Consider the following 14381-nt stretch of genomic DNA (forward strand, 5'->3'; position numbering starts at 1 on the left):
ACAGCCCCTCAACGCCCACCGCTCCGGCACCATCAAGGGCCTCGCCGCCGAGGTCGGCGCGTCGCTCACCTCCGGCGCCACCATCTGCGAGATCAGACACTGATGCCGGACCAAGGACCGACCGCTCCGTGGCCGCGCCCGCCCCGGGCGCCGAACGCCTCTCAGACACCGAACGCCTCTCACGATGTCACCACCATTCACCAGGAGCAGGAGAGAAGCCCATGACCTCCGAGCACACCGCCGAGATGAAGGACCCCTGTGCCGTCGCGGATCCGGAGGAGGCTGTCCATTACTGGACCGACGAGACCGCGAAGCATCCGTCGATGGGGACAACCGCCCGGGAGCGTGTGGAGCAACTGGTCGATGAGGACTCCTTCCTTGAACTCGACGAGGCCGTCGGGCACCGCCTGAGTGGTGCAGGGCCGCATGCCGGCCGTCCGTCCGGCGACGGTGTGGTCGCCGGTTATGGCACGGTCGACGACCGACCGGTAGTCGTCTACGCCGTCGACAGCACAGTTCTGGGTGGCGCTCTGGACGAGGGACTGGGCCGGAGGATCATCAAGGTGATGGACTTCGCGCTCAAGACGGGCTGCCCTGTCATCGGCATCCACGACGCCCGCCTCGCCGGCTGGGGTGACCGCACGAGCGCCCTCGGTGTCCACAGCGAAATCTTCCGCCGCCAGGTGCACTGCTCAGGTGTGCTGCCCCAGATCTCACTCATTTTCGGCTCGTGCGTCGGCACCGCGGTGTTCTCACCCGCCTTGACCGACTTCACGGTGATGGCCGAGCGGACCTCATTCATGTTCAGCGCCTCGCCGAGCGCCATCACCACGTCCACCGGTGAGGACATCGGCCTTCAGGAGCTCGGCGGTGCCCGCAGCCACACGACCACCTCAGGTGTGGCGCACTACATGGCCGGCGACGAAGAGGCCGCCGTCGACTACGTCAAGTCACTGCTGTCGTATCTACCGTCGAACAACTGCGGAGAGCCGCCCGCCTTCCCGTACGACCCTGACGCCTTCACCGAAGATCTGGAGCTGGACCTGGACACCGTCGTCCCCCACTCCCCCAACCAGCCCTACGACATGCGTCAGGTCGTCGAGCATGTACTCGACGACCAGGAACTCCTCGAAACGCAACCGCTGTTCGCCCCGAACATCCTCACCGGTTTCGGCCGGGTCGAGGGACGCCCGGTGGGCGTGGTCGCCAACCAGCCGATGCAGTTCGGCGGCTGCCTGGACATCGACGCCTCCGAGAAGGCGGCCCGGTTCGTACGAACCTGCGACGCCTTCAACGTGCCGGTACTGACGTTCGTGGACATCCCCGGTTTCCTCACCACAGCCGACCAGGAGCACAACGGCATCATCCGGCGCGGCGCGAAGCTCATATACGCCTACGGCGAGGCCACCGTCCCCCTCATCACGGTCATCACCCGCAAGGCGTACGGCGGTGCGTACGACGTGATGGGCCCCAAGCACCTGGGCGCCGACCTCAACGTGGCGTGGACGACTGCACAGATCGCTGCGGCCGGGCCCCACACCGCCGTCGGCCCGCTGTTCCCGCATGAGACGTCCACCGCCGACGTCGCGGAAGCGGCCCTGGCGGAGGAACAGCGCGCCAAGTTTATGACCGAATACGCACAAGCACTGCTCAACCCGTCTGCCAGCGCCGAACGTGGCGACATCGACGCGGTGATCAAGCCGTCCAGTACCCGCCAGTACATCGTCCGCGGACTGCGGGCGCTACGCACCAAGCGGGAAATCCTCCCCGCGAAGAAGCACGGCAACATCCCACTGTAGATCGCGTGTCCGGATCACCTGTCGGAACCGGACCGGTACCCATCCCGTTTCAGGGCGTTCTCAGGAGTACACATCCCATGGATTCCATCAAAGTGCTGTATGGGCGGCCGACCCCCGAGGAACTGGCTGCGGTCGTCGCGGTACTCACCACCCGTACGACACATGCCGCGGCCGCCGACATGCCACCGCCGCCCCGCTCCCCGCGTTCGGCCTGGGCCGACCGTGCGGCCGCCATGGCCGTGCGCTCCCCAGCCCTCCATCGCCAGACTGGCCTCCCCCACAACACCTACGGCGGACTGGTCTGCTGAAAGAGCGTTCGTCCCAGGGATACTGCCGCCGTGGTGCCGCACCCCCCAAGGTCGCCGAGATGCTCCCGCTCCTGTACCTGCATGGCCTTTCGTCGGGCGACTTCGTGGCCGCACTGGATCAGTTCCTCGGCAGCTGGGCCGGCCACGATCACCCGGCTGACCGCACAATGGCAGGCCGACCACGCCGCGTTCCAGCAGCGCGACGTGCCCGGCACCGACTACGTACCCGTAGCGGGGCCGACCGGCCGGGGTGCGGCGGTGTCAGCCTGTGCCCGCTGCGGGGGCGAAGGGTCCGTCAAGGGCAGCCCACTGCAGGAGCAGGATGGTTTTGCCGTCGGTGATGCGTCCGTCGTGGACCATGGCGAGCGCGTCGGCGAAGGGCAGTTCGAGCACTTCGATGTCCTCGCCGTCCTCCTCCAACCCACCGCCGTTGCCGGTGCGGTCGGCCGGAGTGTAGGGGGCCGCGAAGAAGTGGAGGCACTCGGTGACCGAGCCAGGGCTCATATAGGCGTCGAGGACACGGGTGGGCGGGCCGAGTGTGACACCGAGTTCCTCGGCGCTCTCGCGCCGGACCGCGGAGAGCGGGTCGTCACCGTCGAGCAGCCCGGCTGCAGCCTCGACAAGCATGCCGTCCGGGTGGCCGTTGACGTAGGCCGGGTAGCGGAACTGACGGGTGAGCAGTACGCGTCCGCGCTCGGCGTCGTACGGCAGGACGACTACACCGTTGCCGCGGTCATACGTCTCGCGCTGCTGGGTGACCCAGCGTCCGTCGCGGCGCCGGTAGTCGAAAGTGGTGCGACGCAGTACGTGCCAGCCCTGGGAGGTGAGCTCCACGTCGCGAACCACGACGTCGGGGTTGCGGTCCAGGTCACGCCCGACGCGGTCGAGGCCAGTGCGGCCGCGGTGGTCGGGGGTGTCGATGCCGGGGCGGGCGTTCACACCGTCTCCTGCGGGGTGCGACGGGGGATCTCGTCCACGTCGTGGTAAACGGGCAGGCCGTGACGGCGGGCGGTGGCAACGTCCTGATCGGCTCCGGCGGAGTCGCCCGGAAGCCGGAGCACAGCGTCGCAGTGGGCGAGCAGGCGCTCGGCGGTCGGATAGAGAACCTGGTCGGCGAGGGGTCCGATGGGGCCCGCGCCGGCTGAGCGCAGGACGGGCAGGGCGATCCATTCTCCGATCACGGGGAGGTGACCGGCGGCGAAGACCGGCCACGCTGCCGCTTCGAGGCGGGCAAGGTTTGCGGCCATGGCCTGCGGATCGCCGTCGGCGCCGGAGCGGTAGGGCCCGGCGATAAGGATGAGCATCGGCTTGTCGGTCATGGCGCGCTACGATACACGCAAGAACGTGCAAGAACAGGAGAGAGTGCGGATGCTGGCTGCTGAACGGCGCGACCACCTGCTCGGTCTGCTCGCTCACGAGGGCAAGATCGTCGCCAAGGACGTCGCCGCCGAGCTGGGGATCTCCGAGGACAGCGTGCGGCGCGACCTGCGCGATCTCGCCGCCGAGGGACTGTGCCAGCGGGTCTACGGCGGCGCGCTGCCCGTTTCGCCGGCGGTGGTGGACTACGCCACCCGGCAGACCGTGGCCCCGGACGGAAAGCAGCGGGTCGCTTCGGTGGCTGCCGGGCTCGTGCGGCCGGGCGGTGCGCTGATCCTCGACGGTGGGACCACCGCCCTCGCCGTCGCCCACGCACTCCCGAAGGATCTCGCCTGCACCGTGATCACCCACAGCCCGACGATCGCCGCGGCCCTGCTCGACCATCCGCAGGCGGACCTCTTCCTGCTCGGAGGTCGCGTCTTCAAGCACTCGGCGGTCGCCTGCGGCGCCACCGCGGTCGAGGCAGCACAGAACGTCTCCGCCGACCTCTGCCTGCTCGGCGTCACCGGCGTGCACCCCCAGGCGGGACTGACCACCGGAGACGCCGAGGAGGCCGCGATGAAGCGCGCCCTGGCCGCACGGGCCGCGGACACCTACATCCTCGCCTCTTCCGAGAAGATCGGCACGGCTTCACGGTTCCGCGTCCTGCCCTGGGAGGGAATCAGCGGACTGATCACCGACGCCGACCCCCACGACGCGGTCGTCGAGCAGCTCAAGGCGCTCGGTGTGGAGGTCCTGGCAGCCGGCTGAAACCCATGGGCCGAACACGGTCGCAGGAGCTTCAAGGCACCGGCCCGCGACCGTGGTTCAGCCATCCACAGGAATTGACGATTGCTCGCATCCCCGCCACCCCACACCCCGCGGCTCCACCCGCGCTGGGTGGTTGCCCGTCAAGACTGACGAGTGGGCTTCCGTGCAGCAGCGACAGGAGGCCTGGTGACGTCGGGGCAGGCGATGCGACGTGGACCCCCGGCTGCCATTTCCGCCCAAGCGGCCCGCCGGCAGGTCAGCGACCAGTTGCAGGCGTGGGGTCTGCAACATCTGACCGACGACGCCGAACTGATCATCTCGGAGCCGGCCACCAACGCGGCCTGCCACGGCAACGGACGAGGATCCGGCCTGGCACACGGTACGCCGCATCCGCACCGCGGCCGGCGAAATGGTCCGGCTCGAAGTCGGCGACGGCGGGCACGAGAGGGCGGCGGTCCGGTCCAGCGCGAGTCCGGCACCCCGGGCGCGATCGAGGAAGACCTTCCCTGCAACGGTCGAGGCCTCTTCCTGGCCGAGGCGCTCTCCTCGGACTGGGGGTGTGGCGGCTCCCCCATGGCCACGTCGCGTGGGCAACCCCGCCGACTTGGCCGGAAAGTGCCGCCGATATGCAGTGAAGCCGACCCGGAAGTAGCGCTGTTTCCTGAAAAGACGCCAATTCGCAGAAATAAGTTCACAGCTCTTGAAGGATCGTTCAACGATCCATACCTTGTTCCCATCGTCGAGCCGAGCCCGGTACACGTGGACTCCCGCCGGTACGCGTGGACTCCCGATCGCGAAGGCCGGGAGCAGCGCTTCACCGGCGGTTCCCCAGAGGTTCTTGGCCCGTTCCTTCCCTCTCCCCGTGAGGTCACCGTGACATCCGCCCGACCAGCACCCCGACGACCGTGGGGGCCCAGGTGACCGGTCCGCTCGCCTGGTACCGGTCGATGTCCCCGCCCGGCCGCAAGGCCTTCAAGCGGGCGTGCGGCGGCTAGCCGCTACGCGACGGCTCCCGGCGCGCACACGCAGGACCTCGGCCTTGAACACGAGTTCGCCGAGATCCCGGGACCGGCCGCAGATCCCACTGGGGACCTGACAGGGCGCCGCGGAAGGCGAGGACATCACCGACTTCGCGCCGCAGGACAGCACGGAAGCGGTCATTCGCCCCTGCGGCACCGACGGTCCGTCCGGCCGGAGAACCACCCACGATCCTCGTCCGAACCGCGGGGTGTTCCACGGCCACGAGCCGCCCACCACCGCCGTTTTGCCGCCACTGCCGCACCGGACATGAGCGCGAGGCCCCACAGATCTGTTCCCACATCGCTCACCGCCTCGGCGGCCAGGTACGCAACCTCGTCCGGCGGCATCCGGCGCAGGTGCGGAACACGGATCGACCACCGGCAGGTGTGCTGCGGCCGGCAGACGACCCTCCGGCGACTGCGGCCCGGCCGTTCCCGACAGTCTGCATTCACGATCACGGCCACGGCCACGGCCACCCACAGGATCAACGCCCTCGACCGGCACCAGAACAGCACTCACGAGAGGTTCCGTCCTTTGCACACCAGAGCGAACCGACCCCCCAGAGGTAAACCCCGGCGTGGGCACCGGCCCGACCTCGAGGCCCTGCGCCGCCTCAATCGACCCGAGAACTGGCGCGTCCGCAACAAGCTGACCGCGGTCGTACTGCTCCCCGGCCTGCTGGCCGGCGTCATGGCGGTCATGAGCCTCTCGCACACCATCGGCGACGTGGACGACCACAGACACTTCTCCGACATGGCCAGGCTCCAGCAGCCGGCCCTCGACCTGGTCCGGGCTCTGCAGGACGAACGGGACGTCACCGCATCCTTCATCGCGGGCCGGCGCAAGGCCGCCGACACCGACCCACGGCAGCAACGCGCTGAAGCAGACACAGCCGCCGCCGCCTACCGCGCGGCGGCAACCGAAATCGACACCACCGACGATCCGCAACTGCTCACGGTCCTCACGGCCATCACCCGGGAACTGCACGGCCTACCGGCACTGCGCATCTCCGTGGATACCGCCAACCTCACGCAGAGCACCATCCTCGCCAACTACACCTCCACCATAAGCAGGTTGATGGATCTCGGGCCGGCACTGGCCTCGCGCAACGGCGGCAGTAAGGCCGCCTCCCGGGTGCACTCCCTCAACTCGCTGTCCCAGGCCGTGGAGAACACCAGCCGGGTGCGAGCCTCACTCAACAGCATCCTCACCACACGTACCTTCCTCGTCGGGCACTTCCCCGAATTCGCCGGCACAGTCGCACGCCAGCAGGAATCCGTCAAAGAGTTCATCACCACGGCGAACAAGGATCAGAAAAGCCTGTACGCCGACACCGTGAAGGGCGCACCGGTCAGCACCGCCCACGCCATCCAGGAGCGAGCCACCGAACAGGCGCAGGCTCCCCACATCGACGTCGACCCCGCAGCCTGGCACGAGGCCTCCAGCCGCAAGATCACCCTGATGCGCCAGGTGGAAGCGGAGATCCTCCGCGATCTGGTCGCCGTCAGCAGCGAGGCGCACGCCTCCCGGGAGCGTGCGGCCGTGTGGGGAGCGGTCGGGCTGGCCGCGGTGTTCGCAGCCACGGGCTGGATGGTCACCGCTGTCGTGCGGTCCATGACCCGTCCGCTGGCACAACTGCGTATCTCGGCGTTGGAGGTAGCCAACGAGCGTCTGCCCGAGGCGCTCACCCGCCTGCGGCGGGCCGACGTCGACGATCTCGACGATTACCGAGCCACGCCCACCGATGTGGCGTCCACCGATGAGATCGGGGAGGTCGCCGAGGCCTTCGACGCGGTGCAGAACGCCGCCGTCGCCCTGGTCAGGGACCAGGCCGCGCTGCGCGCGCACATCAACGGTATGTTCATCCACCTCTCACGCCGCAATCAGCAGTTGGTGAGCAAACTGCTCGCCGAGATCGGCGACCTGGAGCAGCAGGAGGACGACCCCGACCACCTCGCCCGCCTCTTCCGGCTGGACCACCTGGCCACGCAGATGCTGCGAACGGACGAGAGCCTGTTGGTACTCGCAGGTTCCGACACGGGCCGCGTCTGGGAACAGCCGATGCCCCTGGCAGAGATCATGCTCGCCGCCAGCGCCGAAGTGGAGCAGTACACCAGGATCGACTGCCGGTCCACGGTGCCTGCCGACATCGCGGCAGACGCCGTCACCGACCTGGTGCACCTGCTGGCCGAACTGATGCAGAACGCGACGGACTTCTCAGGCGCCGGCTCCCGCGTCACGGTGGCCTGCGGAGCGACCTCCACCCCCCATAGGGACCTGGTGATCTCCATCCAGGACGAGGGCACCGGGATGGCGGCGGAGCACCTGGCCCAGGTGAACCAGCGGCTCGCCTCGGCTTCCTCGCTGGACCCGGGCACAGGGCAGAGCATGGGACTGATCGTCGTAGGACGCCTGGCCGCCAAGCACGGCATCCAAGTCCGCCTGACCTCCCTCGCCCAGCGCGGGACCACGGCTCTGGTCCGCATTCCTCCGAGCCTGCTCGCCACCTCCCGCCACAACGGCAGTCACGTCACCGACCAGCAGTTCCATTCGTCGGTCGACGGGCACGCTGCCGACTCCTGGCCCGCCCGGGCTCCCGTGCAGGTCCCCTCGCCGACTGTGGCCCACGACGACGAATTCCCTCACAACACGACTCAGGCCACCGACGCGGCACCCATGTTCGCCTCGCCGCAGGAATGGCTGACCCAGCGCCGGTTCGCCCGAGAGCTGCACACCGGCGAAAGCTCCTCCCCCGGCCTGCCGCACCCTGGCAGCAGCACCCCCGACACCTCACCGACCGCGGAAGGGCACCTCTGATGCCAAGACCAGTTGCCGGCGTCGCCGCGTTCCTGTGCACCGCCCTGCTCGCCACCTCCGCCTGCGCCGGAGACCCGGACGCGCCGGACCCCTCTCATCACGCCGTGAACATCGGTTTCCTCGCGCCCATGTCGGGTCCGGCGGCCTCAGTGGGCGCCGACACCCAACGAGGCGCCGAACTGGCTGCCGAGATCGTCAACGGCCTTCATGCGATCCCTCTCCCCCTCGGGCCAGGCACGGGCCTGCCACGCCTGCGCAACGCCGGCATCAAACTCCAGGTGGCCGACACCCACGGCTCCACCACGCGGGGCGCCGCCGAGGTCGAGCAGCTGGTGAACGACAAGCAGGTGGTCGCCATAGCCGGTGGATACGAGTCTTCCGTCACCGAAGCCGCCAGCGCACGGTCCGAGGAACTGAAGATCCCCTTCGTCAACGGAGGTTCCTCGGCCACCTCGCTCACCGAACGGGGCCTGGACTGGTTCTTCCGCACCGGCCCCTCCGAACTCGACTACGGCCGCGTGGTCTTCTCGCTGCTCAAGGAACGCCAGAGCACGGGAACCGAGGTCAAGCGGATCGCCGTGCTCCACACCGACGACCAGTACGGCAACGACGGCGCCGCCATGATCGAACGCCTCGCGTCCCATGTCGACGGGCACGTCGTCGCCGATGTGACGGTCGGCTCCGGGTCGGACGGCCTCCTCGCCGACGCGCGGGAAGTGGCACAGGCGAACCCCGACGTCGTCCTGACACTGCTGTACACCGCACAGGCCCTCGCGCTGAGCGAGTCGTTCCGCTCCCTTGCCTACGTCCCGCCGGCACTCATCGCCTTCGGCGGCGGCCATGCGGACCCGGTCTTCCTGCAAAAGACCCAGACCGGGGCGGAAGGAGTCTGCAGCCGCTTCGCCTGGTCGGCGGATCTGGCCCAACGCAACCCCACCGCCAAGGCCGTCGCAGACCTGTACAGGAAGAACTACGGCGCCCGGATGAACGACGACGCCGCCCGCGCCTTCACCGCCGTCATGACCCTCGCCCAAGCGATCAACAGCGCCGGATCCCGAACGCCGGTCGACATCCGGTCGGCACTGGTGAACACCGACATCCCGGGACGGGACACAATCATGCCCTGGGACGGCGTGAAGTTCGACGACAACCACCAGAACACAGGCGCACGCGGCATCGTGGAACAGGTCCAGGGCGCCAGGTACCGCCTGGTGTACCCCTTCGATGTAGCTCAGGCCCCGCTGAATTGGCCCATGGGGGACGACAACGGGTAAGCGGCCGACGCGTCCACCGGCACCGACCGGGCCCGCCCCGAGGCAGCCCGGTCGAACCGCGTATCGCAGCCTCTTACAACCTTGGCCGCACCGTTGGGCGAGTTGTGAGGCCGGCCAAGGCCCGCGCGGCCTGTTTCCCTCCTGCCTGGTCCAGGGTCTCCCGGCACACCCCGGCGGGTTGCTCGAAGAACTCACGCCCCCGGTGACAGGCCGTACACGAGTCTTCGCCGGCGCGAGCGCGGCGGCGACTGCGCACCCTGGAGACCTGCTCTCCTCGCCGATGTCGAGGGTGTCGTGCTGCGGACCGACGGCACCGGAGTACAGGTCCGCCGCCCGCGTGCGGGCTGCCCCGGCCGCCGCGTTCATGTCGGGAAAAAAGAAGCAGCACCCTCAAGACCACCACCTTCGGCTACGTCCAAGGCCGCATCCTGTCCGGCGGCGTCGGCCCGGTAAGGAGCCGGTCGGGCTGGGGCTGCCTCCTTTCCGTCGAACGTGGCGCGGAGGCCGACGGACGGCATGACGGATCGGCGCAACGTGCAGTCCTCTTCTGGCGCGCGTGGAGTGACATCCCTGGCGTCACCTGGGTGCCGGCCGCGGAAGGGCGGGGTGGTTCGGCTCGAACCGGCTATGAGGCGGTCGGCCCCTTGTAGGAGGGCGAAAGGCGAGACACGGACGGCGTGGGCGACGGCGACGAGGTCATCGATGTTGCAGCGCCGTTGGGTGCGTTCGACGCGGAGAGCATCGTGTTGGACATCGGATGCCGAGGGCGGCGACGCAGTCGGCCAGTTGGCCCCGGCACAGGCCGAGCCAGGGGCTGGCCGAGGCAAATTGTCGAGGCCTCGTGCGTCTGCCGCAAGGACCCGGGGCACTCCCGGCGCCGCATCCGGCATCGGATGAGCGGATCAGGCCGCTGGTCCGCCCGCGCGAGCCGGCGGCCTGGTCGCCGCCACGGCCCGGGGCCGGGCCGACTGAGCGTTCGACCCGCCCGGTCAGAACCGACGGCGACATACTGCGCGACCGTCAGGGATGGGTACAGCGGCCTGTGGTGCCGCCTTCCTCGGTGGGGTGACAGCGGTAGTGGAAGTCGTCGGAGTAGTGGCTCAGAAAGCGGCCCGCGCACTCCATGGCAATAGTGCGGCCGCGTGCGCGGCAGTAGTCGACCGCCTCGACTCCGTTGGGGAACCGCTGGGGTACGTAGATCACCCAGTAGCCGTCGCCTATCGAGGCGAACTGATCGCTGATCAGTACCTCTGCCTCGGGCACCTGTGCCCGTACGGACGTCAGATGCTGGTCCCGGACCTCTGGGCCCGAGGAGAACGGGATGACGTCGAGTTTGCTGATCCAGCCGTTGGCGAAGACTTCCGGGTCGACCGGATCCTGAGGGGCGACGGCCGCCTCACTGGGGGCCATGGTCACGGTCGCGGTGCGGGTCGTCTCAGCCGGGGCAGCCGGCGGTGCGGCGCCCAAGTGGTCCGGGGCCTGGCTACTGGAGCCCGGTGTGGGGCTTTGGGTCTTCTCGGGACTTTCACTGACCGCCGCCGGGCGGGCCGCTGGGACGGGAACCGTCGCGGTCTGCCGGACCTGATTGTCCCCCGGTATGCCGTCGGCTTGTTGCGCAGCGGGCTTCCAGGCTGTGTATCCGCCTGCGGCAGCCATGGCGGTGGTGGCGACCGCGGCCGCGGCGATCAGCGGCCAGCGCCGGCGAGCGCTCGATGCCGGACGGCGGGCAGCCACCGCTCGTGCGGCCTTTCGGACGTTCGTGGCTTCCGTGGTGGTTCCCGTTGTCTCCAGAGCGGTGGAGAGCAGGGCGTCCAGCCGTTCGGCGTCAGGCCGTGCCCGCGGATCAGGTACCAGTAGCTCGGTCAGGGCCGGAGCCAGCAGACCAGCGTTCACCGGCGGCGGAACCGGCTCCTGGAGGACCGCCACCAGGGTCGCCAGGGTGGTGCCGCGCCGCATCGGGCTGACCCCTTCCACCGCGGTGTACAGGGCCATTCCGAGCGACCAGAGGTCGGAGGCGGGGGTGTGCTCGCCGCCGTTGAGGCATTCGGGAGCGATGTACTCGGGTGAACCGATCAGGTCGCCGGTGGGGGTGAGGCCCGCCTCTCCCTGAAGGGTGGCGATACCGAAATCGGTGAGTACCGCGCTCGGGCCCTCGGCGGAGCCGGACCGCCGGAGGGGATCCCTCCGGCGCAGCAGGATGTTCGACGGTTTCACGTCGCGGTGGTGAATGCCCGCGGCATGGGCGGCCCGCAGCGCCACCAGTACGTCACGGCCGATCCTGGCCACCTCATGAGGGGTCAGGGGGCCATGGGCCAGCCGGTCCTGGAGACTCGCGCCCTCCACCAGTTCCATCACCAGCCACGGGTATGGCTTGGTGTCGATGATGTGGTGGATGGTCACCACGTTGGGGCTGCTGAGGCGCGCCAGCGCGCGGGCCTCGCGCAGAACCCGTTCATGTTGTACACGAGCGGCATCAGGCTTCGCCGCGGCCATCGCAGGGTCCATGTAGCGGACCTGCTTCAATGCCACTTCGCGATGCAGGGCGATGTCGCGTGCCCGCCACACGGTGCCCATCCCGCCGCTGCCGAGCTGCTCCAGCAGCTCAAACCGCCTATCGATCAAGTCTGTTGCGCCGATCAACGGACCGTTCCCCTCACATTTGCTGATGTGGGGTCAGGTTACCTGGTAACCACATCAGCTCATACATCGATCTATAACGGGTGAAATCAGGGTTCTTCTGCAAATGCCGATTTCGGCTCACCTGATCACGGAGGCTGACGTGACACGCCCCTGCCCGACGGGAAGGTGAACCCCCGCCCCGGCTGGGCCGGTAAGCAGCGCATCGCTTCCGATGCGCCCCGCCTGCCCGCGGTGTTGGAGGACGGGCCCGGCACGGCAGGCGGATCACCTCTACAGCTACGGCCAGGAAAGGCTTCAAGCGCGATGCCGGCCGTCTTGCCGACTCCCCTGCCGTGCGGCGCAATGCCGCGAGCACCGAGGAACGCCCTACGACCAGAATGCCGGAGGCCCGGGCTGGGGTGAGGAGGGACTTCGACAGCCTCCCTCCTACTGACGCTGTGGGCCTGGTTCTGGGGCGTCGCCGCAGGCCGGCGAGGCCTGTTGCATGGGACCCCGAAGGCGCCTCCATGGGTTTCGGGGTCGCGACATGTAGCCAGGCCCCCTAAACTACAGAACGTTCAACGATCCTTCAATCATCGGTCACTGCCGACGTGCGGGAAGCCCTCATCAACACAGACCCGACACGTCGCGCTCTCGCAGGGTCCGCACCTGGCGGCCGACAGACCGGGAGGATCCAGCTGCACCTCCTGTCGGCTTGCTCGCCCGAGCTGAACCCCGACGAGCTCGCCAACGCCGACCTCAAGCGCAGCCCGCCCACCAGCAACCGGGCCCGCGGCCAAGCCCAACTCACCGCCGGGACCCGCAGATTCTCCCGACATCGCCGGCGACAATCCCACATCGTCCGTGGCCACTTCGGCGGCCCTCACGTCTGCTACACCCTCAACGAGAACCCCCTGAGCTTCTGATCAATACGTCTGAACCCGTACGCACCACTGCGCCCCCTGGGGGAAGCAAGGGCGCAGTGGCGTTCGACCGGCGGTCAGGCGACGGGATCGGCGACGAGGCGGATGACCTCGGCAGGCTTCGCGCGGAAGGCCGTGTTCGCCGCGTCGGCGGCGATCATGTGCGGGGCGGCGTCGTGGGCGGCGAGCGCTTCGGGCGAAACCCACCGTTCGATCAGGACGAAGCGGTCGGGGTCGTCCACGACCTGGTGGAGGTCGTACTGGAGGCATCCGTCTTCTGCGCGTACGAGGGGTGCGAGGCGGTCGAAGGCGGTGATCTGTTCCGCGCCCCGGCCAGGCAGTGTGGTGATCAGGATGATGAGCTGGATCGGCTGCGACATGCGGGAGACCTTACGCGGCGCTCCGTTCGCAGGTCGGGGGCGTCTCACCAGAAGAGCGGGTGCGGCCGTCCACGGCGCGGACAGGAGGACGCGGTCCGGTTCGACGAGCCACACCTGTTGCCCGCACGTGTGTTGCGGGAGACGTCCACCTCACTACCGGCCGCACCTCGGACAGCTTGCCACCCGGCAGCAGATAGCCCTTGGCGATACGTCCGGAGGACGTCGGCCACGCGGTCCGCAGTGCTTGAGCGCCCCAAAAGCGACCGGTCTCCAGCGAGAACCGATGGATCGACCTCGGTGTCAGCCGAGGTCGATCCCACGGTCGATCGTCATCCGCCGGTCCCTCCATGCCGTTCCTACAGCAGCACACGAACCAACTGTTGGATTGCTCAACGATCCTCTAGTATGGGCCAGGAGGCAGCGCTCTGCCATTGGGCGCCCGCTTCCCCCAGTACTCCGCCTCTGGGCCGCGCCCGGCGGTTGCCGCGCCCCCAACCTTGACGCCAGGACTGCACAGGGCAGCAGTCGTAGCCGAATCCTGTGACGAGAGGATCATCCATGATGACTGCCGAGGCAGACGTACCGCTGCGCCACGTGGATCAAGGTCCCAGCATCGCCATGCACCGAACCGGTCTCGACTGCCGGCCGGCCGGGCGGATCAAGGGATCCGCTGTCGTGTCCATGCGGCAGATCCCGGTAGACCTGGTCGACACCGCGACACGCGCCAGTGCTCTCATGCCGCCAGCCCATGGCAGCCCCCTGCATGTCGGCGACCCCGCCGCTCCGGGCATCAAGGACCTCGCACGGCCCGATTCCGGTGACCCGGTAGAGGAAGAGCCGGGCGACGCACCGGTGTTCTGGGCCTGTGGGGTCAGGCCCCAGACCGCGCCGATGGTCTTGCAGCCCTCCTTCGCGATCACGCACGCGCCTGAGTACATGCTGATCACCGACGCTCGTGACACGGACTACCACCGCCTCGCATGACCGCGCAGTGGCTGCTCGTGCCGAGCGGACTGCTTCAAGGAGACAGAACAGCTGTGACAGACATCGTGATCGACCTGAACGCCGACTTGGCGGAAGGCTTCGGGCGTTGGACCCTCACCGACGACGAGGC

The 14381-nt window shown here is 68.6% G+C and carries 10 protein-coding genes and 3 pseudogenes; 8 read left to right on the top strand and 5 right to left on the bottom strand.

Features of this window, described 5'->3' with window-relative positions; genetic code table 11:
• The first annotated feature begins 221 nt into the window (after nt 1-221).
• From ACWD01_RS35955 to ACWD01_RS35965, 3 genes and pseudogenes are all read left to right on the top strand, one after another.
• A complete protein-coding gene (locus tag ACWD01_RS35955; protein ID WP_451168011.1) occupies nt 222-1799 on the top strand; it encodes an acyl-CoA carboxylase subunit beta in 1578 nt (525 codons plus the stop codon).
• Nucleotides 1800-1876: 77 nt separating this feature from the next.
• Nucleotides 1877-2107, top strand: coding sequence for an acyl-CoA carboxylase subunit epsilon (locus ACWD01_RS35960; protein ID WP_451168012.1), 231 nt, complete (start codon nt 1877-1879; stop codon nt 2105-2107).
• A pseudogene (locus ACWD01_RS35965) lies at nt 2100-2332 on the top strand (IS256 family transposase); the annotation flags it as partial. The gene ACWD01_RS35960 and the pseudogene ACWD01_RS35965, both read left to right, overlap by 8 nt.
• A gap of 36 nt (nt 2333-2368) precedes the next feature.
• On the opposite strand, the gene ACWD01_RS35970 reads toward ACWD01_RS35965, so the two are convergent.
• Nucleotides 2369-3046, bottom strand: coding sequence for an NUDIX domain-containing protein (locus tag ACWD01_RS35970; protein WP_451168013.1), 678 nt, complete (start codon nt 3044-3046; stop codon nt 2369-2371).
• Nucleotides 3043-3426 (bottom strand): DUF4406 domain-containing protein, encoded by a 384-nt coding sequence (locus ACWD01_RS35975; protein ID WP_451168015.1) that lies wholly within the window; start codon nt 3424-3426, stop codon nt 3043-3045. Before ACWD01_RS35975 ends, ACWD01_RS35970 begins: the two co-directional genes overlap by 4 nt.
• A 49-nt stretch (nt 3427-3475) precedes the next feature.
• On the opposite strand from ACWD01_RS35975, the gene ACWD01_RS35980 reads away from it, so the two are divergent.
• From ACWD01_RS35980 to ACWD01_RS35990, 3 genes are all read left to right on the top strand, one after another.
• Nucleotides 3476-4234: a DeoR/GlpR family DNA-binding transcription regulator gene (locus tag ACWD01_RS35980; protein ID WP_451168017.1), complete on the top strand. Its 759-nt coding sequence runs from the start codon at nt 3476-3478 to the stop codon at nt 4232-4234.
• A 1554-nt stretch (nt 4235-5788) separates the two neighbouring features.
• Nucleotides 5789-8071 (top strand): sensor histidine kinase, encoded by a 2283-nt coding sequence (locus ACWD01_RS35985; RefSeq protein ID WP_451168019.1) that lies wholly within the window; start codon nt 5789-5791, stop codon nt 8069-8071.
• A complete protein-coding gene (locus tag ACWD01_RS35990) occupies nt 8071-9345 on the top strand; it encodes an ABC transporter substrate-binding protein (RefSeq protein WP_451168021.1) in 1275 nt (424 codons plus the stop codon). Before ACWD01_RS35985 ends, ACWD01_RS35990 begins: the two co-directional genes overlap by 1 nt.
• Nucleotides 9346-10365: 1020 nt before the next feature.
• Here ACWD01_RS35990 and ACWD01_RS35995 read toward each other — a convergent pair.
• From ACWD01_RS35995 to ACWD01_RS36005, 3 genes and pseudogenes are all read right to left on the bottom strand, one after another.
• Nucleotides 10366-11967: a serine/threonine-protein kinase gene (locus ACWD01_RS35995; RefSeq protein WP_451168023.1), complete on the bottom strand. Its 1602-nt coding sequence runs from the start codon at nt 11965-11967 to the stop codon at nt 10366-10368.
• 997 nt (nt 11968-12964) lie between these two features.
• Nucleotides 12965-13267 carry a putative quinol monooxygenase gene (locus ACWD01_RS36000; RefSeq protein WP_451168025.1) on the bottom strand — a complete coding sequence of 101 codons (303 nt, stop codon included), beginning with the start codon at nt 13265-13267 and terminating at the stop codon, nt 12965-12967.
• A 128-nt stretch (nt 13268-13395) separates the two neighbouring features.
• Nucleotides 13396-13587, bottom strand: a pseudogene (locus ACWD01_RS36005) (hypothetical protein); the annotation flags it as partial.
• Nucleotides 13588-13825: 238 nt separating this feature from the next.
• Between ACWD01_RS36005 and ACWD01_RS36010 the strand changes: the two are divergent.
• Nucleotides 13826-14251 (top strand): D-glutamate cyclase family protein, encoded by a 426-nt coding sequence (locus tag ACWD01_RS36010; protein WP_451168027.1) that lies wholly within the window; start codon nt 13826-13828, stop codon nt 14249-14251.
• 53 nt (nt 14252-14304) lie between these two features.
• Nucleotides 14305-14381 (top strand): annotated as a pseudogene (locus tag ACWD01_RS36015) (LamB/YcsF family protein); the annotation flags it as partial.

The sequence above is a fragment of the Streptomyces sp. NPDC002835 genome, from assembly GCF_053591995.1.